The sequence below is a fragment of the Rhodococcus sp. NPDC078407 genome (genome assembly GCF_044542515.1).
In the GTDB taxonomy this organism is placed as follows: Bacteria; Actinomycetota; Actinomycetes; order Mycobacteriales; family Mycobacteriaceae; genus Rhodococcoides.
Genome location: NZ_JBITUQ010000016.1, coordinates 1 through 24062, shown reverse-complemented (window position 1 = coordinate 24062; position 24062 = coordinate 1). Strand labels below are relative to the sequence as shown.

At 65.3% G+C, this 24062-nt stretch carries 20 protein-coding genes and 1 pseudogene; 7 read left to right on the top strand and 14 right to left on the bottom strand.

Features of this window, described 5'->3' with window-relative positions:
* Positions 1-71: 71 nt before the first annotated feature.
* Positions 72-1469 carry a cation:dicarboxylate symporter family transporter gene (locus ACIGGF_RS16635; RefSeq protein WP_397522347.1) on the bottom strand — a complete coding sequence of 466 codons (1398 nt, stop codon included), beginning with the start codon at positions 1467-1469 and terminating at the stop codon, positions 72-74.
* A 237-nt stretch (positions 1470-1706) separates the two neighbouring features.
* On the opposite strand from ACIGGF_RS16635, the gene ACIGGF_RS16630 reads away from it, so the two are divergent.
* Both ACIGGF_RS16630 and ACIGGF_RS16625 read left to right on the top strand, forming a co-directional pair.
* Positions 1707-3200 (top strand): ATP-binding protein, encoded by a 1494-nt coding sequence (locus ACIGGF_RS16630; protein ID WP_397522439.1) that lies wholly within the window; start codon positions 1707-1709, stop codon positions 3198-3200.
* Positions 3197-3871: a response regulator gene (locus ACIGGF_RS16625; RefSeq protein ID WP_397522346.1), complete on the top strand. Its 675-nt coding sequence runs from the start codon at positions 3197-3199 to the stop codon at positions 3869-3871. The genes ACIGGF_RS16630 and ACIGGF_RS16625 overlap by 4 nt, the downstream gene beginning before the upstream one ends.
* A gap of 40 nt (positions 3872-3911) precedes the next feature.
* Here the strand turns inward: ACIGGF_RS16625 and ACIGGF_RS16620 are convergent, their stop codons facing one another.
* Together ACIGGF_RS16620 and ACIGGF_RS16615 are read right to left on the bottom strand one after the other, a co-directional pair.
* Positions 3912-6041 carry a S9 family peptidase gene (locus ACIGGF_RS16620; protein WP_397522345.1) on the bottom strand — a complete coding sequence of 710 codons (2130 nt, stop codon included), beginning with the start codon at positions 6039-6041 and terminating at the stop codon, positions 3912-3914.
* Positions 6038-6922 carry a phosphoribosylaminoimidazolesuccinocarboxamide synthase gene (locus ACIGGF_RS16615; protein ID WP_397522344.1) on the bottom strand — a complete coding sequence of 295 codons (885 nt, stop codon included), beginning with the start codon at positions 6920-6922 and terminating at the stop codon, positions 6038-6040. Before ACIGGF_RS16615 ends, ACIGGF_RS16620 begins: the two co-directional genes overlap by 4 nt.
* A gap of 62 nt (positions 6923-6984) precedes the next feature.
* On the opposite strand from ACIGGF_RS16615, the pseudogene ACIGGF_RS16610 reads away from it, so the two are divergent.
* A pseudogene (locus tag ACIGGF_RS16610) lies at positions 6985-8399 on the top strand (MDR family MFS transporter).
* Position 8400: 1 nt separating this feature from the next.
* On the opposite strand, the gene ACIGGF_RS16605 reads toward ACIGGF_RS16610, so the two are convergent.
* The 3 genes from ACIGGF_RS16605 to ACIGGF_RS16595 are packed head-to-tail and all read right to left on the bottom strand — an operon-like array spanning position 8401 to position 12080.
* Positions 8401-9456, bottom strand: a complete 1056-nt coding sequence (locus ACIGGF_RS16605) for an ABC transporter ATP-binding protein (RefSeq protein WP_397522343.1) — start codon at positions 9454-9456, stop codon at positions 8401-8403.
* A complete protein-coding gene (locus ACIGGF_RS16600) occupies positions 9453-11015 on the bottom strand; it encodes an ABC transporter permease (RefSeq protein ID WP_397522342.1) in 1563 nt (520 codons plus the stop codon). The genes ACIGGF_RS16605 and ACIGGF_RS16600 overlap by 4 nt, the downstream gene beginning before the upstream one ends.
* Before the next feature lie 21 nt (positions 11016-11036).
* Entirely contained in the window at positions 11037-12080 is a 1044-nt protein-coding gene (locus ACIGGF_RS16595; protein WP_397522341.1) for an iron ABC transporter substrate-binding protein, read from the bottom strand.
* Between the two features lie 118 nt (positions 12081-12198).
* On the opposite strand from ACIGGF_RS16595, the gene ACIGGF_RS16590 reads away from it, so the two are divergent.
* The gene (locus tag ACIGGF_RS16590; RefSeq protein WP_397522340.1) at positions 12199-13392 is read left to right on the top strand and encodes an FAD-dependent monooxygenase; all 1194 of its coding nucleotides are present in this window, start codon (positions 12199-12201) and stop codon (positions 13390-13392) included.
* Here ACIGGF_RS16590 and ACIGGF_RS16585 read toward each other — a convergent pair.
* The 5 genes from ACIGGF_RS16585 to ACIGGF_RS16565 all read right to left on the bottom strand — a co-directional run bounded on the left by ACIGGF_RS16585 (position 13389) and on the right by ACIGGF_RS16565 (position 17722).
* Positions 13389-14282: a siderophore-interacting protein gene (locus ACIGGF_RS16585; RefSeq protein ID WP_397522339.1), complete on the bottom strand. Its 894-nt coding sequence runs from the start codon at positions 14280-14282 to the stop codon at positions 13389-13391. The two genes, ACIGGF_RS16590 and ACIGGF_RS16585, sit on opposite strands and share 4 nt — an antisense overlap.
* Before the next feature lie 89 nt (positions 14283-14371).
* Positions 14372-15184 (bottom strand): ABC transporter ATP-binding protein, encoded by an 813-nt coding sequence (locus ACIGGF_RS16580; protein WP_397522338.1) that lies wholly within the window; start codon positions 15182-15184, stop codon positions 14372-14374.
* Positions 15181-16245 (bottom strand): FecCD family ABC transporter permease, encoded by a 1065-nt coding sequence (locus tag ACIGGF_RS16575; RefSeq protein ID WP_397522337.1) that lies wholly within the window; start codon positions 16243-16245, stop codon positions 15181-15183. The genes ACIGGF_RS16580 and ACIGGF_RS16575 overlap by 4 nt, the downstream gene beginning before the upstream one ends.
* Positions 16242-17306 (bottom strand): iron chelate uptake ABC transporter family permease subunit, encoded by a 1065-nt coding sequence (locus ACIGGF_RS16570; RefSeq protein ID WP_397522336.1) that lies wholly within the window; start codon positions 17304-17306, stop codon positions 16242-16244. Before ACIGGF_RS16570 ends, ACIGGF_RS16575 begins: the two co-directional genes overlap by 4 nt.
* Entirely contained in the window at positions 17306-17722 is a 417-nt protein-coding gene (locus ACIGGF_RS16565) for an HIT family protein (protein ID WP_397522335.1), read from the bottom strand. Before ACIGGF_RS16565 ends, ACIGGF_RS16570 begins: the two co-directional genes overlap by 1 nt.
* A 67-nt stretch (positions 17723-17789) precedes the next feature.
* On the opposite strand from ACIGGF_RS16565, the gene ACIGGF_RS16560 reads away from it, so the two are divergent.
* Positions 17790-18584: an HAD-IIA family hydrolase gene (locus tag ACIGGF_RS16560; protein WP_397522334.1), complete on the top strand. Its 795-nt coding sequence runs from the start codon at positions 17790-17792 to the stop codon at positions 18582-18584.
* Here the strand turns inward: ACIGGF_RS16560 and purB are convergent, their stop codons facing one another.
* Positions 18585-20003 (bottom strand): adenylosuccinate lyase, encoded by a 1419-nt coding sequence (gene purB, locus ACIGGF_RS16555; RefSeq protein ID WP_397522333.1) that lies wholly within the window; start codon positions 20001-20003, stop codon positions 18585-18587.
* A gap of 105 nt (positions 20004-20108) precedes the next feature.
* Between purB and ACIGGF_RS16550 the strand changes: the two genes are divergently transcribed.
* Positions 20109-20759 (top strand): DsbA family protein, encoded by a 651-nt coding sequence (locus ACIGGF_RS16550; RefSeq protein ID WP_397522332.1) that lies wholly within the window; start codon positions 20109-20111, stop codon positions 20757-20759.
* Between the two features lie 104 nt (positions 20760-20863).
* Here the strand turns inward: ACIGGF_RS16550 and ACIGGF_RS16545 are convergent, their stop codons facing one another.
* Positions 20864-21502, bottom strand: a complete 639-nt coding sequence (locus ACIGGF_RS16545) for a TetR/AcrR family transcriptional regulator (RefSeq protein ID WP_397522331.1) — start codon at positions 21500-21502, stop codon at positions 20864-20866.
* A gap of 48 nt (positions 21503-21550) precedes the next feature.
* On the opposite strand from ACIGGF_RS16545, the gene ACIGGF_RS16540 reads away from it, so the two are divergent.
* Positions 21551-22582 carry a threonine aldolase family protein gene (locus ACIGGF_RS16540; protein ID WP_397522330.1) on the top strand — a complete coding sequence of 344 codons (1032 nt, stop codon included), beginning with the start codon at positions 21551-21553 and terminating at the stop codon, positions 22580-22582.
* Positions 22583-22600: 18 nt separating this feature from the next.
* Here the strand turns inward: ACIGGF_RS16540 and ACIGGF_RS16535 are convergent, their stop codons facing one another.
* The gene (locus ACIGGF_RS16535; RefSeq protein ID WP_397522329.1) at positions 22601-23761 is read right to left on the bottom strand and encodes a pyridoxal phosphate-dependent aminotransferase; all 1161 of its coding nucleotides are present in this window, start codon (positions 23759-23761) and stop codon (positions 22601-22603) included.
* Positions 23762-24062: the final 301 nt, after the last annotated feature.

The window sequence follows — 24062 nt, the reverse complement described above, 5'->3', positions numbered from 1 at the left end:
CGCTGGTGGCAGGGTCGTACTTGCGTTCTTCCGAACCGGGCGACGGGGGGATGCGCGTCGCCCGGCAGGTACTACGCCTTGGCGGCGTGCTTTTCGATGATGACCTGCTTGTCGGCGGGTCGCTCGTCCTCGGGAAGGTGGTCGTCGACCATGGTCTCTTCGTCGAACGGCAGTCCGCCGTCGAGAACGGTGTTGACTCGTTCCTTGTCCAGCGTCTTGGTCCAGGTTCCGACCAGCAGGGTAGCGACGGCGTTGCCGGAGAAGTTGGTGACTGCGCGGGCCTCGGACATGAAGCGGTCGATGCCGACGATGATCGGGACGCCGTCGAGCAGCTGCGGTGCGTGACTTTCCAGGCCGCCGGCCAGCGTGGCCAGACCGGCTCCCGAAACTCCGGCTGCGCCCTTGGAGGCGATGATCATGAACAGCAGCAGCGAGAACTGCTCGGGTATCGAGAGCGGCAGGTTCATGGCGTCGGCGATGAAGATCGAGGCCATCGTCAGGTAGATCGCAGTGCCGTCGAGGTTGAACGAGTAGCCGGTGGGGACGACGATGCCGACGGTGGTGCGCTCGACTCCGACGTGCTCCATCTTGGCGATCAGACGCGGCAAGGCCGATTCGGAGGACGACGTGGCGACGATGAGCAGGTATTCACGGGCCAGGTACTTCACCAGCTTGAAGATGGAGAAGCCGGTGACGAAGCGCAGGATCAGGCCGAGGAAGAAGAAGACGAAGATGAAGCAGGTGATGTAGAAGGCAAGCATCAGAGTGCCGAGCTGGATGACGGCATCGAATCCGGTCTTGCCGACGACACCGGCGATGGCACCGAAGGCACCGATCGGGGCGAGCCACAGGATCATCGTCAGGATGCGGAAGACGAGCTTCTGCACTGCACCGATGCCCTTGAGGATGCCTTCGCCGCTTTTGCCCATGGCCTGGAGTGCAAACCCGACCAGGATGGCGACGAACAGCGTCTGGAGCACGGATCCGGCGGTGAGGGAGGACAGCAGCGACGTCGGGATGATGCCGGCGATGAAGTCCATCGTGCCGCCAGCGGCCTCGGCGTCGGCCGCGTACTCCGCTCCTGCGCCCGCCGTCGGGATGTTCAGGCCGTCACCGGGCTGGATCAGGTTGCCGACGACCATGCCGATACCGAGCGCGATGGTCGACATGGTCAGGAAGTAGGCCAGCGCGAGGCCGCCGACCCGACCGACACTCGCTGCGGCACGAACCGATCCGATACCGAGGACGATGGTGCAGAAGATGACCGGGCTGATCATCATCTTGATCAGGCTGACGAACAGCGTGCCGAGAACCGCCAGCTCGACGCCGAAGTCCTTCCACAGCAGGCCGACGGCCACACCGGCGATCACCGCGATGATCACGGCAATGTAGAGCCAGTGAGTCTTGTCGCGCTTCTTCTTGGGCTCGGCTGGCGGATTGTCGAACCGCTCGGCATCGATGGTTGTCATGAATGTTCCTTCTGGTTTCAGCGCGAAGCGCGAGTCGAATTGGCTGACTTCGTGACTACGGGGAGTGGAGTGAGGTGGATCACCCCTGCTGAGAGATGATGTTGCTCGACGCCGTGACTGGAGTCACCTATACGTTCATTTCGTTCACACCGACTGTTCTTGCCCGAAAGGAAAGTGTTGTCCTCGAAGCGCCCGCTGAGTGTCGCCGGCCAGGTACTCGTGCTGCAGCTCGTCGTCATGGCCGTCGTCGTGTTCGCCGGTGGCATTCTGACGGTGCTCAACGAACGGTCCAACAGCGATGACGCGACCCGACGCGAGGTCACGGCGATCGCGGTGAGCATCGCCAACGAACCGTCCACTCCTCTCGCGATCGAATCCGATGATCCGACGTCGCGGCTGCAACCGGAAACGGAGAAGATCCGTCAGGTCACGGGCGTCGACTTCATCGTCGTCATGGCTCCGGACCGCACGCGGTTCACGCACACCACCGTCGACCTGATCGGTAAACCGTTCAGCGGCAACATCGATCGCGCGTTACAGGGTGAGACGTTCACCGAGACCTACGTCGGTTCCCTCGGGCCGTCGATCCGATCCGTCACCCCGGTCACCGACACCGACGGTGAGATAGTCGGCCTCGTCTCCGCCGGCGTCACCCGACAGAAGATCAGCGATCAGTTCCTCCGGGGCCTGCCGCTGATCATCGGGGTCGTGGTCGCCGCCTTTGTTGTCGCAGCAGCAGGTTCGACGCTGCTCAGCCGCCGGCTGCGGCGTCAGACATTGGGCATGGCACCGGCGGAGCTGCGGACCATGTACGAGCATCACGATGCCGTCCTGCACTCGATCGGTGAGGGTCTGTTGGTGTTCGGCCGCGGCGACGAGGCGGAGTTGGTCAACGACGAGGCTCGACGCCTCCTCGACCTTCCGGACGGGCCGGTGTCACTGACGTCGTTGCCGGAGTCGATGCAGCAGATGGACACCGGCATCGTGCGCGGCGAATTGCATCTGACGAAAGATCGCGTACTCGTCGTCAATCAGGATCCGGTGATGTGGGAGGGTCGACGCCTGGGCAATGTGCTGACGATTCGCGATCAGACCGAATTGCGTTCGCTGATGGGCGAATTGGACTCGGTACGCAGCTTCGCGGAGTCGCTGCGCTCACAGGCTCACGAGTCGGCGAACAGACTGCACACCGTCATCACGATGGTCGAACTCGGTCGACCCGAGGAGGCCGTCGAATTCGCGACGGCAGATCTGGAACTCTCCCAGGCCCTCATCGATCGTCTGATGAACGCGGTCAGCGAGCCTGCCCTCGCTGCGCTGCTGCTGGGCAAGGTCGGTCAGGCCGCCGAGCAGGGCGTGGAGCTCACGATCACCGACGACACGGCGATGGAACACGAGGGTGTGCTCACGGCTCGGGAATTGGTCACGCTGGTAGGCAATCTGATAGACAATGCCATCGATGCCTCGAAAGAATCCGACCAGCCGTGGGTCGAAGTGACGGTCCGCGATGCCGACGGTGAACTCGTCGTCCGGGTCGCCGACAGCGGTGTCGGTATGCCGCCCGAGACGCTCGAAGCTGCTCTGCGGCGCGGGTACTCGACCAAATCCGGCTCTCGCGGTTTGGGTCTGGCCCTGGTGGCTCAGGTGATCGATCGCCATCGCGGCACGCTGGCGTCGGAAGTCACGTACGGATCCGTAGTCGTTGCCACCATCCCCGGAGCGACATCGTGATTCGGGTACTGATCGTCGACGACGAGCCCCTCATCGCCGAGGCCCACAAGACATACGTCGAACGCACCCCGGGCTTCGAGGTTGCCGGAGTGGCGCACTCCGGTGCCGCGGCCATGCGCTTCGCCAGCACCGAGCCCGTCGATCTGGTCCTGCTGGATATCGGCCTGCCCGACGCGAGTGGTATCGACGTCGCTGCAGCGCTCGGCGGTCTGCGCCCGAGCCCCGACGTCATCGCCATCACCTCCGAACGTGATCTGTCGGTGGTGCGTTCGGCGGTGGCACACGGCATTGTGCTGTATCTGCTCAAGCCCTTCACGTTTGCTGCGTTCCGCGACAAACTCGAACGCTACCGCGAGTTCCACGCCGCGTTGCCTGCCGGCGAGAACGCATCGAGCCAACGCGACATCGACCGTGCCATGGCGCATCTACGGACGGCCGACGAACGCGTCTCGACGCCCAAAGGCATTGCCCCGCAAACGATGGACGGCATCACCGCGAGCATCAAGGAATCCGCCGACGGACTCAACGCGTCCCAGGCCGCCAAAGCAGTCGGGGTATCCCGAGTGACGGCCTGGCGATATCTCGAACGCCTCGCCGACGACGGACTGGTCACCCGGCACACCGAATACGGCAAAGCCGGGCGACCGCAGGTCCGTTACGTGTGGCGCTGACGCGCCAGTGGTGTGGTTGAGTGCCCCCTGGGGCGCTTGATCACTCCACTGCGGCGCCAGCCGCACTCACGATCCAGGCGTACTCGAAGGCCGCTTCTTTCCACTTCTCGTAGCGTCCGCTGACTCCACCGTGTCCGGCGCTCATTTCGGTCTTGAGCAGCAGGTCCGAGTCACCGGTCTTCGTGGCGCGAAGGGCAGCAACCCATTTGGCGGGTTCGACGTAGAGCACGCGGGTGTCGTTGATGGACGTGATCGCCAGGATCGACGGGTAGTCCTTGGCCTCGACGTTCTCGTAGGGGCTGTACGACTTCATGTACTCGTACACCTCCTTGTCCGCCAACGGGTTTCCCCACTCGTCCCATTCGATGACCGTGAGCGGCAACGACGGGTCGAGGATGGAGGTCAGCGGGTCCACGAACGGAACGTTGGCGAGAATGCCGTTGAACAGTTCCGGTGCGAGGTTGGCCACCGCACCCATCAGCAGACCGCCCGCGCTTCCGCCGTCGGCGACCAGATGCTTCGGTGACGTCCGACCGGAGTCGATGAGATGCTGCGCCGCAGCGATGAAGTCGGTGAACGTGTTCTTCTTCTTCAGAGTCTTGCCCTGGTCGTACCAGTGCCTACCCATCTCACCGCCGCCGCGGACGTGCGCGACGACGAAGACGATGCCGCGGTCGAGCAGAGACAGTCGTGCCACCGAGAACGACGGATCCATCGAGGCCTCGTACGACCCGTACCCGTAGAGCAACGTCGGAGCAGGTCCCTCGGGGACGTCCTTGCGCGCGATGACCGACAACGGAATCTGCGTGCCGTCGGGCGCAGTGGCCCACTCGCGGTGCTGAACGTAGTCACCGGCATCGAAATCACCGAGAACCGGCTGCGATTTGCGAAGCATCAGTTCACCACTGGCGAAATCCAGGTCGTAGACCTGACCCGGCGTGATGAACGAGGTGTAGACCATCCGCAGCAGAGGCTGGTCCCATTCGGGGTTCGAGCCCGAACCGACGGAGTAGAGCTCCTCGTCGAACTCGAGCTCGCGATACTCCCCGTAACCCTCGTCGGTCAGCGGCCAGATGGCCATCCGAGTCAACGCTTCTCGTCGGTACGTGAAGATCAGGTGGCCGGCGAAGGCGTCGATGTCCTCGACGCGGACGTCGTCGCGATGCGGAACGAGGGTGCGCTGATCGAGAGGATCGGAGACCGGAGCCTCGGCCAGCAGGAAGTTCTCGGCCTTCTCCCCCTCGGTGCCCCAGCCGTTCACCGAGCCGTTGTGGGTGATGAGGAAACGATCCTCACCTGCCACCACGGCGTGTTCGATGCTGTACTCGATGCCGTCCGTACGCGGAAGTACGACGCGGAACTCACCTTCGGGGTCGGTGGATTCGAGCACGAGGCATTCGGAGGTGATCTTGGAGCCGACCCAGATCATCAGGTACTTCTCGCTGCGGGTGGAACCGAAACCGACCCAGTAGCTTTCGTCTGGCTCGTGGAAGACCTTCACGTCACCGGATTTGCCGAGGGTGTGTCGCCAGACGGTGTCGGGCCGCCAGGACTCGTCGACCGTCAGGTAGAAGACATGGGTGGCGTCGGCGGTCCAGGTGGCTCCGGGCGCGACGTTCTCGATGGTGTCGGCCATCAACTCGCCGGTCTCGAGGTTCTTGAAACGCAGCGTGTACCGCTCGTCGCCCTCGGTGTCGGTGGAGTACGCCAGCAACGTGCCGTCGAGGCTGATCGAGAATGCACCGAGTGCGAAGTAGTCGTGACCCTCGGCTTCGACGTTGGCGTCGAGCAGGATCTGCTCACCGGGAACGTCCACGTCCGACGACAGTGTCGGTGGGGTCCAGTCGTCGGGAGAGTCGACAGGGCAACGGCATTGGAGGCCGTACGACTTTCCCTCGACGGTGCGCGAGTAGTACCACCACTGGCCCATGCGCGTCGGCACGGACAGGTCGGTTTCCTGGGTCCGCGATTTGATCTCGTCGAATATCTTGCCGCGGAGCGATTCCAGACCGGCCGTCTGCTGCTCGGTGTAGGCGTTCTCGGCCTCGAGGTAGGCGATCACCTCGGGGTCGTCCTTGGCGCGCAACCATTCGTAGTTGTCGATGAACGTGTCGCCGTGGTGGGTGCGCTCGAACGGCACCTTCTTGGCAACGGGTGGGGTGATCGTCATGGCGTGACCCAATCGTCGAAGTTCAGGCCCGAGATGCGCTCGTAGGCCTCGATGTAGCGGCTGCGTGTCGCGGCGACGATGTCGTCGGGCAACGGTGGCGGTGGAGTGTCGGAGCTTCTGTCCCAGCCTGATTCGCCGGTAAGCCAGTCGCGGACGAACTGTTTGTCGAAGCTGGGCTGAACGCGACCCTCCTGATACGAATCGGCGGGCCAGTACCGCGAGGAATCCGGGGTGAGCACCTCGTCGGCGAGCACGAGGTTGCCGTCGGCATCGGTACCGAACTCGAACTTGGTATCGGCCAGGATGATTCCGCGCTCCAGAGCGAAGTTCGCTGCGCGCGAATAGATCTCGATGGTGTCCGCACGGAGCTTGAAGGCCAGCTCGGCACCGACCAGGTCCACGGCCTGGTCGAAGGTGATGTTCTCGTCGTGCTCGCCCAGTTCGGCCTTGGCGGCCGGAGTGAAGATGACCTCGTCGAGTTTGCTCGATTCGATCAGGCCCGACGGAAGCTCGACGCCGCACACCGAACCGGTCGCGTTGTAGTCCGCCAACCCGGAACCGGTGAGGTAGCCGCGAGCGACGCATTCGATCGGCACCATGTTCAACTTCTTCACCACCAGGGCGCGGCCGAGCAGTTCGGCGGGGATACGTTCGTCGAGCGGGTCGCCGGCCAGGTGGTTGACGCCGCCGAGTTCGGTGAAGAAGAACACGCTCATCGCCGTCAGTACACGTCCCTTGTCCGGGATCGGGGTGTCGAGGATGTGGTCGTAGGCCGAGATGCGGTCGCTCGCGACGAGCAGCAGATGCGCGTCGTCGATGGTGTACAGATCGCGGACCTTGCCGCCGGCCAGATGCTCGTAGCTACTCAGTGATGGTCGCACGAGGCTCAACACTATCTGGGCCGGTGACGGTGGGGGTGCCGGCAGGCATCAGACTGATAGCCGTGGCAACGAACAATACGACGGCGGATGTCGGCTTCCGCTCCGAACGCGGACCGATATTGGTTGCGCTGATGCTCAGCACATCTCTGGTTGCCCTCGACGCGACCATCATCGCCACGGCCGTTCTGTCCATCGTCGACGACCTGGGCGGCTTCACGCAGTTTCCGTGGCTGTTCTCGATCTATCTTCTGGCGCAAGCAGTGTCCGTACCGATCTACGGCAAGCTGGCCGACCTGTTCGGGCGCAAGAAGATCATGCTGTTCGGCATCGCGGTCTTTTTGCTCGGCTCCATCCTGTGCGGACTGGCCTGGAGCATGCCCGCTCTGATCGCCTTTCGGGCGGTCCAGGGTCTCGGGGCGGGCGCCGTGCAGCCGATGGCCATCACCATCGCCGGCGACATCTACTCGCTGGCCGAACGCGCCAAGGTGCAGGGCTACCTCGCCAGCGTGTGGGCGATGTCCTCGGTACTCGGCCCCGCTCTCGGCGGAATCTTCTCCGAATTTCTGACGTGGCGGTGGATCTTCTTCGTCAACATTCCCCTGTGTGCGCTGGCTGCGGTGATGCTGTGGCGCAAGTTCGACGAGGGAGCCGTGGATCACACCAAGCCGAAGATCGACTACCTCGGTGCCGGGTTGCTGACCGTCGGCGCAGCGATGGTGCTGCTCGGGCTGCTCGAGGGCGGACAGTCCTGGGCCTGGAACTCCGCCGTCAGCATCGCAATCTTCGCCGCCGGATTCTCCTTGCTCGCGGCTTTCGCAGTGGTGCAGACCAAAGTCGAGGAGCCGATCCTGCCGCTGTGGGTGTTCACACGCCGGGTCCTGGTGGCGAGCAGCTTCATCTCGATGCTCGTCGGCGCTCTGATCCTCGGCCTGACCTCCTACGTCCCGACGTTCGTGCAGGGCGTGCTCGGCACCGGCGCGATCGTCGCCGGCTTCGCGCTGTCCACCCTCACGCTCGGGTGGCCCATCGCGGCCTCCCTCTCCGGACGGGTGTACCTCCGGTTCGGCTTCCGCACCACGGCGCTCATCGGTGCCTCCATCGCAGTCGTCGGAGCCGCCTTCGCCACCGGCCTCGGGGCCGGTTCGCAGGTGTGGCAGGTGGGCGCGGTGTGCTTCGTGATCGGCCTCGGTATGGGTCTGATCGCCAGCCCCACCCTCATCGCCGCGCAGTCGAGCGTCGAATGGTCCGAGCGGGGAGTCGCTACCTCGACCAACATGTTCGCCCGGTCCATCGGCAGCGCGGTGGGCGTCGCGATGTTCGGTGCCATCGTCAACTCCCGCATCTCGGGGGACCCAACCCCCGAACAACTGTCCGACGCCCCATCCATCCGGTCTTTCTGGGTGTCCTGGCGGCGGCAGCGGTGATGGCGATCGCGGCACTGTTCATGCCCAAGCGCGCCGCGGAACCGACGCGATAGCTCAGCTCGCCTGACGCGGGAACCAGTGCACCGGAGATGTCACGGAGACCTGCACGGCGGTACCGGGGGCCAAGCGGTCGGCGGTCCGGGCGATGGCTCGAAGCAGTAGCCCGGTGTCGCTGTGCCGCAGGGTCACCGAGGATTCGGGGCCGGTGAAGAACTCGTGTTCGACGACGAACGCACCGTCCTTGCGCTCCGAGACCGCCAGCTGCTCGGGCCGGAGCAACGCCTGCCCGGGACCCGTCGCTCGGGTGGTGCATTCGAGCCGCCCGAGGACGGTATCGACGTGGCCCCCCTGCGCGGACGCGTCGACGAAATAGGCGTCGCCGACAAAACGCGCGACCGCGGGCGTGGCGGGCCGCTCGTACACCTCACGTGGGGTGTCGATCTGGGCGCAGCGACCACCCAGCAGCACGGCGACCCGATCTGCAGTTCCGAGCGCCTCGGCCCGGTCGTGGGTGACGAGGATCGACGCGGTCTTGCTGGACTGCAACAACTCTCGTACGTCCTGACGAATCGAGGTACGCAGCCCCGCATCGAGGGCGGCGAACGGTTCGTCCATCAACACCACCGACGGAGCCGGCGCGAGCGCACGCGCCAACGCGATGCGCTGCTGCTGGCCGCCCGAGAGCTCACTGGGCTTCACCCCACCGGAGTCGGGTAGTCCGACGAGCTCGAGCATCTCGCCGACGCGTCGTGCGCGCTCGCCCCGACCGGACAGGTAGGGCCGCACAAAGCCTGCACGCAAACCGAATTCGATGTTCTTTCGCACCGTCAGGTGTGGGAACAATCCGCCTTCCTGCGGCATCAGGCCTATCCCCCGCTTCTCCGGCGGCACCTGAATCTGCCCCGCCACCGAGATGTCCCGCCCGTCGGAGGTGATTCGGCCCGCGTCGATGCGATGCAGTCCGGCGATGGATCGCAACAGGGTCGTCTTTCCGCAGCCGGAGGGGCCGAGGACGGCAAGCATCTCGCCGTCGCCGAGGTCGAGGTCGATGCCGTGCAGCACGGCCGTACTGCCGTACGAGGCAACGAGACCGGATATCACCATGGTCATGGCAGTGCTACTCGCTTCCGCGTCGTGCGCCCCAGCGCCCGTGTCAGTACGACCGTCGGGACCACCGAGGTCAGGATCAAGGCCAGGGCGTAGGGGGCCGCCTCGCCGTATCGGAACGCCTCGGTGGTGGACCACAGCGTAGTCGCGAGAGTGTCGACTCCCCGAGGGCGCAACATCAACGTTGCCGGCAGCTCCTTGGCGACGGTCAGGAAGACCAGAGCGGCCCCGGCGGCGATGCCGGGTGCCGCGATCGGAATCGTCACTCGTAGGTCGGTACGCAGCCGGCCCGCGCCCAGGGTGCGCGAGACATCCTCGAGCACAACGGGAGTGGCGTCGACAACAGCTCTGGTACTGCCGACGGCCAACGGCAGGAACAGCACCACATACGCCAGTACCAGCAGAACCGCCGTCTGATAGAACGACGGCAGAAACCGGATTCCGAGAAAGACCGTGGCGAGCCCGACGGTGATACCCGGTAGTCCGTGCGCGATGTAGGTGGACAACTCGGCACCGCGGGCGGTCCTCGTCGTGGATCGGGCCGCGAATAGTGCGACGGGCAGCGCGAGTACGGCCACCACCACGGCGGCGGTCGCGGAGTACTGGACGGTCTTGGCCGTGACGGCCAGCACGTCCACCCAGTCGAAGGTGAATCGCAACGAGCGGCTCAGCCATCGCGCCAAGGCCAGTATCGGTACCACCACCGAGACCGTCAGTGCCGCAACCACAACGGCCAGAGCCGGCATGCGCCACCGGCCGAGGACGATGGGCTCGGCCATCCGGTCGGTTCCCGATCCCACTCTCGCCGTGGCCCCGCGTCGAGCACGCCGTTCGAGGAGGGTGAGCACCAACGCGCCCACCACGAGGACCAGCCCGAGGACAGCGGCCGCAGTGCGATCGAGTCCCCCGCGGTAGGCGCTGTAGATGCCGAGGGTGAAGGCGTCGTATCGCATCAGAGCCACCGCCCCGAAGTCACTGATGGTGTACAGCGCGACCAGCAGCGCGCCCGCCGCCGCGGCCGGAACCACGCGACGGCACTCGACGGTCAGCGCTGTGCGTACGGCACCTCGACCGAGGGTTCGGGAGACCTCGGCCAACGATGGGTCCGCGGTGGCGAACGCCGCCGACACCGGCAACATCACCAGCGGAAAGCAGGACAGCGTGAGCACCAGGGCTGCACCGGAAAACCCTGCCAACGAGGGGAACTCGGCGATCCACAGGTACCCGGACACATAGGACGGAATCGCGAGTGGAGCGGCGAGGACCATCGCGAAGAAGCGTCGCCCCGGTAGGTCGGTACGGACGGTCAGCCACGCCAGCAGCGTTCCGATCACGACCGACGCGAGAAGCACGGTGAGCGTCAGTGTTGCCGTGCGGATGGCGAGGTCGAGTGTGCGTTGTCGAAGGAGCAGTCGCAGAACCTTCTCGGTTCCGCCGTCGAACGCTCGAACGAACAGGTACACCAGGGGTGTCAGCGTCAGCGCTCCCACGCACAACGCGGCCGTCCCGAGAACGGGACGACCGCCGAAGTGACGCCGCCGAAGCGGCTGGAGTGCAGACATGAGCCCGGAATCGAGACGTGCCTAGATGATTCCGACGTCGGTGAGCAGGGTCTGGGTCTCTTCGAGGGACGACAGCTGACCCAGATCGAGATCGGTCGAGCCCAGCTCGGACAGCGGAGGCAGGTCGTAATCGGAAGTCACTCCGTCGATGACCGGGTATTCGGCAGTCTCGTTCGCGAAGTACGTCTGCGATTCGGTCGAGAGCAACTCGCGCACGAAGTCGAATGCCGCTTCCTGGTTGTCCGACGCAGCCAGCACACCGGCACCGGCGACGTTGATCAGCGCGCCGGGGTCGCCGGGCTCGAAGTAGTGCAGCTCGACCGGGGCGTCGTCGCCGTTCTCGTCCTTGAAGGGGTACCAGTAGTAGTGGTTGAGCAGGCCGGTGGAGACCTGCCCGTCGTTCACGGCGGTCAGCAGAGGGCCGTTGCCCTCGAAGGCGACGGGTTCGTTGGCGACGAAGCCTTCGAGCCAGGTGCGGGCACCGTCCTCGCCGCGCTGGACGCGCAGGGCGGTGACGAAGGCCTGGAACGACGCGTTGGTCGGTGCGTAGCCGATCTGTCCGCGCCAGCGCGGGTCGAGCAGCCCGTCGATACCGGTGGGCAGGTCTGCTGCCTGCACGGAATCGGAGTTGTAGGCCAGCACGCGGGCCCGCGCGGAGGTGGCGACCCAGGTGCCGTCGGCACCGCGGTACTGCTCGGGAACGAGGGAGAGGATGTCCTCGGGCAGCGGTGCCAGAGCGCTCGCCTCGTCGAGGGCACCGAGTGCGCCTGCGTCCTGACCGTAGAAGACATCCGCCGGGGTGGCGTCGCCTTCTTCGAGGATCTTGGCGGCCTGGGCGTTGGTGTTGCCCGAGTAGTCGACCTCGATACCGCCACCGATGCGCTCGATCAGTGGGTCGACGAGTTCTTCACCGCGGCCGGAGTACACCACGAGTGCGGAGTCTGCGGTGGCGGACTCGGAGGTGGACGTGCTCTCGTCGGACGACCCTTCCGAGCTGCATGCGACGAGACCGAGGGCGAGAGTTGCGCTGAACGAGAGCAGCGCCAGACGGCGAACGGTGAACACGGTTCTCCTGACGAAAACGGGTGATTCGGACAATTCGATGAAAGTACACCACAAAGGTGAGGCTCAGCTACTTTCCGTCCCGTGATTGACCGGATGCCCGCCCGGGCACTCCCGCTCCATGACTTCTCGCGTGCTCGTCACCGGTGCCAGCATCGCCGGACCCACCGTGGCCTTCTGGCTCGACAAGGCCGGCTTCGACGTCACGGTCGTCGAACGCGCGCCGCAGCTACGGCACGGCGGCCAGAACATCGACGTTCGAGGCTCCGGCCGCGCGGTACTGCGGCGGATGGGCCTGGACGCGACACTGCTCGCCAACGGCACCACCGAGAAGGGCACCAGATTCGTCGACGACGGCGACGCCACCATCGCGGCATTCCCGGCCGGCAACGGATCACACGACGGCCCGACGGCGGAACTGGAGATCTTGCGCGGCGAGTTCGCTCGAATACTCGTCGAATCGGCCGGTCCGAGAACCGAGTATCGGTACGGCGATCACGTCGTCGGCGCGACTCAGGATGCCGACGGAGTCGACGTGACGTTCGCGTCGGGTACGTCCGAGAGATTCGATCTAGTTTTCTTCGCCGACGGAATCCGTTCCACCAGCAGGGAACTGGTGTTTCCCGGGGAGGCCGAGACCGCACCGGTCGGCCTTTACACCGCCTACGGGGTGTTGCCGAAGGGACCGAGCGACGACGGCTGGTGGCGCTGGTACAACGCCCACGGATCGAGGGTGGCGAATCTACGACCGGACAACCTCGGCACGACGCGTTTCAGCCTGTCCTGGGTGTCCGACGACGGCGGGTACGAAGGCGCGTCCACCGAACAGGTGGTTGCCGCCTTGCGAGCGAAGTTTGCCGACGTCGGCTGGGAAGTGCCCCGAATTCTGGAGTCACTGGGACCGGACTCGGAGCTCTACGTGGACTATCTCGCGCAGGTCAGGGCACCGCGCTGGTCGAACGGCAGAATTGGAATGCTGGGCGACGCCGCCTGGTGCGCCACTCCGCTCAGCGGTATGGGGACCACGTTGTCGGTCACCGGTGCCTACGTTCTCGCGGGCGAACTCGCACGGGCGAGCGATCATCGCGCCGGATTCGAGGCCTTCGAGACACGCATGCGGCCGTTCGTGGAGCAGGCCCAGAAGCTGCCACCGGGAGTTCCACGCGTCGCGCACCCGAAAACCGCTGCAGGAGTGACCGCTTTCCGCACGGTGTTGCGCCTGGCCGGATCAAAGCCGGTACAGGCCATCAGCAGTAGATTTCTCGGACCCGACGCCGCAACGCTCGAGTTGCCCGCCTACGAATTTCGGGGTTAGAGACCGACCCGCTCGAGCAGCGCGTCGAAAGCTTCACTGGCCTCCTGCTCGGATCGACCGGATTCGATGACGCCGTTGTACACCGCCAGCGCCTCCTCCTGATACTGCTTGTACTTCTCGAGCCACTTCTCGGAGTCGGCGCGCCAGTAGCCGATGATGTCGAAATACTTGATGTCGTAACCCAATTCCTTGCGGAAGTACTTGCGCACCCGACGCGAGGACGACGCCTCACCGGCGAACCACACGTAGCCGCGCCCCTCCGGCAAAGGGTAGGCGAGCGCGGCGTCGTCGAGCACGCTGGCGCTGTCGCCGTTACCGGATCCGATGCGCCAGTCGAACGTGACATCGGCCCGGGTCTCGAAGGATTGGATGTCGCCGCGTTCGAGAACCTCGACGATCGCATGCGCCCGCATCCCGGCAGGCAACTGTTCGACGAGTCGGCCGAGCGCAGGGACCCCCGTCATGTCGGCCACCAGCAGCAGCCACTCGACGTCGGCGGGAGGCGAGTACCAGGATCGTGGCCGAGTGAAGAGCACCCTCTGACCTGGAGCGGCCTGCTGCGCCCACGTGGCTGCTACCCCGCCCTCGTGCGCGAAGAAGTCGATGGTCAGTTGGCCGGCGTCGGGATCGACGCGTCGAATCGTGTAGTTCCGACCCTCCGGCGCGTTCGCGAGACCGTGGAACCACCACTGACCGTCGACCTCGGTCATCGGCGGCGGCGCCGACTCGCCTTCGCGCGGGAAGTAAACGCCGACACACTCGTCGGGCGCTCCCAGCGTGCGGTAACCCGCTACATGCTCGCCGCCGAAGGTGACACGCACCATGTGCACGGTGAGCTGCTGCACCGCAACGACGTCGGCGTAGTAGTAGCCACGTTGCTGTTCAGTCATCTTCGTCCTCGATACATCTCTCGTCCGACGGTGCGCGAACCCTCTGGCCAACTCGGGATCCGAACTCGACCGACAATTCTACTCCGATTCTAAACTAAGCCTTGCCTAGCCTGCGCGCGGACCACCTTGGGAATCACCAACGGAGTGTGCGATTCAGGATCGTCGATGATGCGGCACGGCAGGCCGAACACTGCCTCGACCAGCTCGGCGGTGACGGTCTCCGGCGGCGAACCCTCGGTGACCACTGCGCCGTCCTTCATCACGATGATGTGATCGGCGTACCGACACGCGTGGTTGAGGTCGTGCAGAACCGCGACCAGAGTAGTGCCGTTCTCACGGTTCAGGGTTGCCAGCAGGTCGAGAAGTTCGATCTGATGCGCGATGTCGAGAAACGTGGTGGGCTCGTCCAACAGCAGCAGAGGCGTCTGCTGCGCGAGAACCATTGCCACCCAGACGCGTTGACGCTGCCCGCCAGATAGTTCGTCCACCGGACGAGCGGACAGTGACGTCACTCCGGTGGCGTTCATGGCCTCGATCACCGCGGCCTCGTCCGCCGCCGACCACTGCCGGATCAATTTCTGATGCGGATACCGGCCTCGCGCAACGAGATCGGCCACCGAGATACCGTCGGGCGCGATGGAGGTCTGCGGCAACAGGCCGAGGCGTCGCGCCACTTCTTTCGCCGGATACGACGAGATCGCTTTTCCATCGAGAAGAACGGTTCCGTGGCTGGGTTTCAGCAGGCGCGAGAGTGCCCGCAGCAGAGTGGATTTGCCGCAGGCATTCGGTCCGACGATGACGGTGAACTTGCCGTCGGGAATCGAGACGGTGAGGTTGTCGCTGATGACGCTCTTGTCGTACCCGACCGTGATCGCGTCGGCGTGCAGTCGAGGTTCGGTCACTGCTTTCTCCCTTCGCGCGCCAGCAGCCAGACGAAATATCCGCCGCCGATGCACACGGTCACCACGCCCACCGGTAGCTGGGTCGGCGCGAACATACGTTGCGCAACAACATCACTGACGACGAGGAGCAGAGCACCCATGCACGCTGCCGGCACCATCGCCACTCCCGGCGTGCCCGTGAGCCGGCGCGCGAGTTGCGGCGCGGCCAGCGCGATGAAGGAGATCGGACCCGCCGCTGCAGTGACCAGCGCGATCAGTGCGACTCCCAGAAACACCAGCATCAGACGCGACGGCTCGGCGCGCACACCGAGTGCCCGCGCCGCGTCGTCCCCCATCTCCAACATCGGCAGCCGACGCGACAACACCGCCAGGAACGGGGCGATGACGGCCGCGATCACCAGCGCAGGCCACACCTGCGCCCACCCCAACCCGTTGAGGCTGCCGGCACCCCACACTGCAGCGGCTATCGCTGCATCCAGGTCTGCCTTCACCACCAACCAGGTGTTAATCGAGGCCAGTATCGCGCTCACGCCGATCCCGACGATGATCAGACGAAAGCCCTGCACGCCGCGCTTGTAGGCAAGTAGATACACCGCTGCGGCCGTGACCAGTCCGCCCACGAGCGCGCCCGCCCCTGTTCGGTAGTAGCCACCACCGAGAGTGAGGATCACCACGAGTGCGCCGGTGTAGGCCCCGGTGGCGAATCCGATGATGTCCGGGCTACCCAACGGATTACGCGTCAACGATTGGAAGATCGCACCGGACACACCCAGCGCGGCTCCGAACCCGAAGGCCAGGACCACCCGAGGAAGCCGCCACTCCATGACGATGAGCTCGGTGATGCGCGGCGCGTCGCCGAACACCGCGGCCAGCACCTCGTTCGGCGAAAGGTAGTAGTCACCGGTACCGACTGCGACGACGGCGATCGCCGCTGTGACGAGCATCAATATCGCGCAGACCGCCACCGTTCGGATATCGATTCGGCCGTCCACCCGGCCCCGTACTCGAACGATCCACAGCGTTCGCCCGAAGTCCACCCTGTCGCGCTGCCCCGAGGTCACAGTCCGCTCGCCCTCTGTCGGCGAACCAGCAGTATCAGCACCGGAGCGCCGACGAAGGCTGTGACGATGCCGACCTGCAACTCCCCCGGCCTGATCACCAGGCGCCCCACCACGTCGGAGAGCAGCAGCAGCGCCGGTGCCGCGAACACGGTGTAGATCAGGATCCAGCGTTGATCCGGCCCGACGAACCACCGGACCATGTGCGGGATCATCAGTCCGACGAACCCGATGGGGCCGGCCGCGGCGGTCGCGGCACCGGCGAGCAGAGTCACTGCGACGACACCGATAGCGCGCGTACGAAGCACTCTCGCCCCCAAGGACTGCGCCAGATCATCGCCCAGTGCAATCGCATTGAGCGGACGTGCGACGAGGGCGGCCAGAATCAGCCCAAGAACGATGAACGGGGCTGTTGCCGTCACGACGTCCACGCCGCGCCCGGCCAAAGATCCCGCGCTCCAGAACCGCATTCTGTCGAAGGCGTCCGGGTCCAGCAGCAGCACGCCGGAGGTGATGCCGCCCAGCACCGCACCGAGCGCAATTCCGGACAGTGTCAGACGAATCGGCGTCGCACCCGCCCGTCCCATCGACCCCAGTGCATAGACCGCGACCGTGGCGAGCGCGGCACCGGCGAACGCGAACCAGATGTAGGACTCGATACCGGTGAACCCCAGGACGCCGACGGCGATCGCGACGAAGAACGCCGCCCCGGCGTTGACACCCAGGATGCCCGGGTCGGCCAGAGGATTTCGCGTCAGAGCTTGGATCAATGCACCGGCAACTCCGAGTGCCGTTCCGATGACAAGACCCAGAACTGTTCTCGGAAGACGCAATTCGCGGACGATCACGGATTCGCTCGACCCGTCCGAGGAGAACAGAGCCTGCCACACACGCCCGAGGGAGATGTACTCGGTACCCACCGAAATGCTCACCAGGCACAGGGCTGCCAGTACACCGATGACCACGAACAACCCCGCGGCGCGACGCGCATCGGTGTGAGCGAGCCCGCCGACGAGAGCCGCACCCTGTTCCGGCTTGTCATTCAGGCTCGAAGCACCGATCACTACAGGGCGGCCGCGATCTCGGCCGCCAACCGGTCGAGTTCGGATCGTTGCGGCGACGACGGCCGAGCCCGCAGCCCGAAGCCGTCGCCGATCATGCGCGGGATGACGTGCAGATGCACGTGGAAGATTTCCTGACCGGCCACGGTGCCGTCGGCGAGAAAGAAGTTCACGCCGGCGACACGCGGATTGCTCGCTCGCACAGCGGCGGCCACCTTCTGCCCGACGACGAACAGGTGAGCCCCGACCTCCGGCGGCAACTCGGCCAGGGTCCGATACTGCTGCTTGGGCACCACGAGTACGTGTCCGGTGGTGAGAGGCCTGATGTCCATGAACGCGATCGCGGTCTCGTCCTCGTGGACGCGAGAGGCCTCGGCGGTCCCGGCAATGATGTCGGCGAAGATCGTGTAGGGGTTCACAGTCCCCGAGCGTAGGCGCTCGTCCTCTGAGGCTGCGAGGCCCGAAGCCCGAGGCTACTGTTTGCCGATGGGTATCGGCGGGGTTCTGTTCGACATCGACGGCGTCCTGGTGACGTCGTGGCAGGCGGTGCCCGGGGCCGCCGAGACGCTGAAGTTCCTGGACAGCAGGGACATTGCTCGTGCCTTTCTCACCAACACCACCTCGAAGACCCGCGGACAGATTGCGTCGGCGTTGCGTGATGTCGGGCTGGACGTCCATTCCGACGAGATCGTCACGGCCGCGTCGCTCACCGCCGATCATCTACGCGAGAACTATCCCGATGCCCGCGTGGTGCTGATCAACAACGGTGATATCACCGGCGACATGCCAGGGATCGAATTCGTCGACGAGACGTCCGAGGACCCCGACGTCGTGGTGGTCGGCGGTGCCGGGCCGGAGTTCACCCACGAACGCCTCAGTCGCGTCTACGACTGGCTGTGCCGCGGCATACCGGTCGTCGCCATGCATCGATCGTTGATGTGGAGCACCGGGGCAGGGCTGCGCATCGACACCGGGATGTACCTCGCCGGGATGGAACAAGCATCGGGCCACACTGCGAAGGCCATCGGAAAGCCGGCCCCGCTGGGCTTCCGGACGGCGTCCGAGCGGATGGGCGTCGACCCGGACGATGTCGTGATGGTGGGCGACGACCTGGACAACGACGTACTCGCAGCCCAGGTCGTCGGCATGACAGGGGTGCTGGTGCGCACCGGAAAATTCCGTCAGGACGTCCTCGACCGACGCATCATGGACGAATTCGCGATGGAACCCGACCACGTGATCGATTCGGTCGCCGATCTCCCGGACGTCCTCCTCTCCTGACTACAGAATCGGCGACGGGCTGTACGACGCCCCGGCCGGGAACTTCTCGATCAGACGCTCGACGGCGGAGACGACGGCACCGACCTGAGCCTCGGCCGCACCGATGAACGCCGTCTTGTCGGCCAATGCAGCATCGAGGGCGGCCCGGTCGAGTGGGAGTCGATCGTCGGCGGCCAAGCGGTCGAGCAAGTCCGGTTCTTGTCCTTGCTCGCGCATCGCCAGTGCGACGGCGACGGCGTGTTCCTTGATCGCCTCGTGTGCCGTCTCGCGTCCCACGCCCGCGCGCACGGCTGCCATCAGCACCTTCGTCGTCGCGAGGAACGGCAGGTACCGGTCGAGTTCCTTGGCGATGACGGCCGGGTAGGCACCGAATTCGTCGAGCACGGTCAGGAAGGTCTCGATGAGACCGTCGATGGCGAAGAAGGCGTCGGGCAGCGCGACGCGGCGCACGACGGAACAGAAGACATCGCCCTCGTTCCACTGTGCGCCGGCGAGCTCGGCGGCCATCGATCCATAGCCACGAAGTATCACCTGCAGTCCGTTGACGCGTTCGCACGAGCGAGTGTTCATCTTGTGCGGCATCGCCGAGGAGCCGACCTGTCCCGGCTGGAATCCTTCGGTCACGAGTTCGTGGCCCGCCATCAGTCGGACGGTGTGCGCGAACGACGACGGCCCGGCACCCACCTGGACCAGTGCGGACACGACCTCGTGATCGAGCGATCGGGGGTACACCTGGCCGACGCTCGTGAGCGTGTGCCGGAAGCCGAGGTGATCGGCCACGATGCGCTCGAGTGCAACGAGCTTGGCGGAGTCGCCGCCGAAGAGGTCGAGCATGTCCTGCGAGGTGCCCATCGGACCCTTGATTCCGCGCAGCGGGTAGCGCGCGATCAGTTCCTGGACCCGCGCAAGCGCCAGCAGCAACTCGTCGGCAGCGGACGCGAAGCGCTTACCCAGCGTCGTCGCCTGGGCTGCAACATTGTGGCTACGCCCGGCCATCACCAGGGAGGAGTACTCGGACGCGCGTTCGGCCAGCCGCTTCGCCACCGCAACGCCGTGGGCGTGAATGTGTTCGAGCGAACGCAGGATCTGCAATTGCTCGACGTTCTCGGTGAGATCGCGACTGGTGAGCCCCTTGTGGATGTGCTCGTGTCCGGCAAGGGCGTTGAACTCCTCGATCCGAGCCTTGACGTCGTGGCGAGTGACGCGCTCACGCTCGGCGATCGAGGCGAGATCCACCTGGTCGACGACGGCTTCGTAGTCGGCGATCGCCGCGTTCGGGACGTCCACTCCGAGGGAGGACTGCGCGCGGAGCACCGCGATCCACAACTGACGTTCCAGGGCGATCTTGTGCTCCGGCGACCACAGCTCCACAAGTTCCGGACTTGCGTAACGGGTGGCCAGGACATTCGGGATGCTCACGAGCGTCCAGCTTACGTGGCGCAGTTAGCGGTCTCGGAAGACGACTGCACTGTTCCTCTGCCGGCGGCTGGAATACTCACGACGCACTCCGATGTTGCATCCGCCGTGAGCCGAACAGTGAAGGTCGACATCTGGTCCGACATCGCGTGCCCGTGGTGCTTCGTCGGCAAGCGCCGTTTCGAGGCAGGCGCTGCGAAATTCACCGCCGGGGGCGGGACGCTCGAGGTCGAATTCCACTCGTTCGAGCTGGCACCCGACACACCGGTCGACTTCGACGGCAGCGAGGTCGACTTTCTCGTCTCCCACAAAGGGATGCCGGCCGCCCAGGTCACGCAGATGTTGCAGCAGATGACCGAGCTGGCCGCAGCCGAAGGGCTCGCCTACGATTTCGACGCTCTGCAGCACACCAACACCGTCAAGGCGCACGAGCTCCTACACTTCGCCAAGTCGAAGGGCAAGCAGGTCGAGCTGAAGGAACGGCTGCTGGCGGCCTACTTCGAGGAGGGCCGCCACGTCGGCCGTGTCGAAGACCTCGCCGATCTGGCCACGGAGGTCGGCCTGGACCGCGACGAAGTGGTCGAGGCCCTGAAGTCCGAGGAGTTCCTGCCGGCAGTTCGCGCGGACAAAGAACAGGCCATCGCCTACGGGATCAGTGGTGTGCCGTTCTTCGTGATCGACGGACGACTCGGTGTGTCGGGCGCGCAGGACCCATCGGTGTTCGCCGACGTCCTGCAGAAGGCCGCGGCCGACTCATGAGCGGACCACTGGAGATGGTCGGCGACGACCACGGCCTCGTCTGCGCGGACGGTGTGTGCGAGGTACCACCGGTTCACGACGCAGACTCCGGCGAGACCCACTAGTCACTCTGCCGACACCTGTTTCGCCGGCGCGACGACGTCGATGACTTCGAGGAGCATGCTGCGCGCCATCTCCCGGGGATCGGGATCCACCTCGCTGAGCGCGCCCACCACCGCCCCGTCGACCACTGCCACGAGCCGTCGGAGCTGCATCTCCTGCACGGTTCGGCCGGATCTGCGCAGCACATCGGTCAGTAGGTCGTCGATCTGGGCGCGCAAGCGCAGCTGCACCTCCCGCAGCTCGGGATGTCGAGCCGAGGCGATGAAGCGTTCGTATCGTGCGATCAGCTGTTCGTGGCCGACTTGTGGGCCGACGAGAAGGTCGACGATGAGGTCGACCGTCGATTCCATCTCGTTCGAGCATGTGCCCTCGTCCTCGATGCGTCCCCGCATGACGTCGATCTCACGTGAACCGACGACGTCCACGGCCGCGGCCACCAAGTCGCCGAGGGACTCGAAATAGTAGGTGGTCGACGCCAGGGGAAGCCCGGCTCGCGATGCCACCGATCGGTGCCGAACCGCGTCGAAGCCACCCTCGACGAGAAGGTCCGCCGCGGCCGACGCCAATGCCTGGCGGCGGCGCACTCCCTTCGGAGTCGCACCCGACACCTTGTGCTGCGACTCGGTCGGACCTGCGGACATCAAGTCATCGTGCCAGCTCGAGGGCGTTCGTCGGACTGCTTTCGCGCTATGGAATTGTCAGTGGTCGTGGCACATAGAACGATCGACCTTCGCTCCGACACCATCACCCGCCCCGATTCGGTCATGCGACAAGCGATGGCCGACGCCGAAGTGGGCGACGACGTCCTCGATCACGATCCGACGATGGCGGCCCTCGAAGAGCGAGTGGCGGATCTGCTCGGATTCGAAGCAGCACTGTGGGTGCCCTCCGGTTCCATGGGCAACATCATCGCGTTGATGCTGCACCTGCAGCGCGGCGACCGATTCCTGGCCCCCGAACACGCACACGTCCTTGGATCCGAACTCGGTACCGCTGCCTGGCTGGCGGGCGGAATGCCCGACGCTCTCCCCCACGACGGCGGGCCCGGACGTCCCCTTGCGTCGACCGTGCGCGTGAAGGCCGGCGGTGCCGGGCCCTATTTTGCTCTGCGGACGACACTGCTCTCGCTCGAGAACACTCACAATTTCGCCGGGGGCACCGTGTTCGGGCCGGACGAGTGGGCGGAACTCGTTTCTGCCGGACGGGACTCGGGACTGAAGATTCACCTGGACGGCGCACGACTGTGGAATGCCGCTGTGGCCCTCGATGTTCCGATCACCTCACTGACTGCCGGTGCGGACACGGTGCAGGTGTGCCTGAGCAAGGGGCTCGGTGCCCCCGTCGGCTCGATGTTGGTCTCGGATCAGGCGCGAATCCACGAGGCGCGGCGCGTACGAAAGATGTTGGGCGGCGGCGTCCGTCAGGGTGGCGTCCTGGCCGCCGCCGGGCTCGTAGCACTGGATCGCATCGGTGATCTGGCGCAGGATCATGCCAACGCGTCGACGCTGGCATCCGGACTGCGCGAGCGGGGTTGGGACGTCGCCGAACCGCAGACGAACATCGTGCTGGCCACCGTCGCCGACACCGTCCACACGGTGACGGAATTAGCCGATCTGGGCATCGCTGCGGTGACGGTCGCGGGCAAGGTGCGATTCGTGACCCACCGAGACGTCTCCGCCGCGGACATCTCCGAGGCGCTGGAGCGGCTGCGCCGCATGTGACTGGAACCTCGTAGCCTGCTACGAAATGCCACTCACGACCCGAAGGCGCGTCAATGCTTCTTCGACGTCGGATGTGCTGCCCGCGAACGAGAATCGGACGGTGTGATTGCCCCGGACGGTGTCGAAGTCGACGCCCGGTGCCAACGCGACACCGGTCTCGGCGAGCACGCGCGCGCACCAACTTCGTGAGTCGTCGGTGAGATGCGCGATGTCGGCGTAGACGTAGAAGGCACCGTCGGCCGGAGCCAGGTCGGTGATTCCCAACGCGGGCAAGCCGTCGAGCATGATCCTGCGGTTGACGGCGTATCGCTCGACGTGCGAATCCAGCTCTCGGCGTGACTCTTCGGTGAACGCGGCGATGGCGGCAATCTGCGAGATCGCCGGCGGGCAGACCGTCATGTTCGACGCCAATCGTTCGACAGCCCTGCGCAGTCGGGTCGGCAGCAACATCCAGCCCAGCCGCCAGCCGGTCATCGAGAAGTACTTCGACACCGACCCGATCACCACGGATTCCTTCGACGTCTCCCACGCACTGGACGTGTGCGCATTGCCGTACGAGATGCCGTGGTAGATCTCGTCCGAGATCAGGAGCGTTCCGTGCTCGTCGCACCAGCGCGCGATGGCGGCCAGCTCGTCAGCGTCGATGATCGTGCCGGTGGGATTGGCCGGGCTCGCGACGATCAGCCCCGCAGGAGGCTCGGGCAGTTCTTCGAGCATCGCGACGGTGGGCTGGAACCTGGTTTCCTCCACACAATCCAGCTCGACGACGCGGCAGCCCAACGCCGCCAACGTGTTTCGATATGCAGGATAGCCCGGCCTGGCCATGACGACGGTCTCCCCCGCGTCGAACGCTGCCAGGAACAGCAAGGTGAACGCGCCCGACGAGCCGGTGGTGATCACTACGTCGTCGGCGTCGACGCTGATGCCGTACCGGGAGCTGTGATACTCGGCGATGGTCTGCCTCAACGGAAGTATGCCCAGCGTCTCGGTGTACCCGAGCAAGTGCGCGTCCAGGGCCTCGCGAGTGGCACGCAATACCGGCTCGGGAGCTCTGGTGGACGGCTGACCTGCGGCGAGGGACAGCACATCCCCGTGAGTGCGCGCCCGCTCGGCTGCTGCCGCGAACACGTCCATCACATGAAACGGCTCGACCTTCGACCGCTGCGATTCACTGTGCATTCGATCGACACTACTGACCTCACCGCCCACAATTGCGCGGCAGGCATGGGATTGCTGGGCTCGATCGGTCCGCACAAGCAGGCTCAGTGTCCACAATTACGCAACAGACACGGAATCCCGCCCGAGATGGCGAATAGTGGACACTCAGCTCAGTCCAACCGAACAAGCAGGCTCATTGTCCACAATTACGCAGCAGACACGCAATTCGGGCTGTTGCGATTTCGAGATGGCTTCCATTGAGCAGTGTTGGACGGCGGATATCGATGCGGCCACGGGCGGGCCACCGACCTCAAGTGAGTGC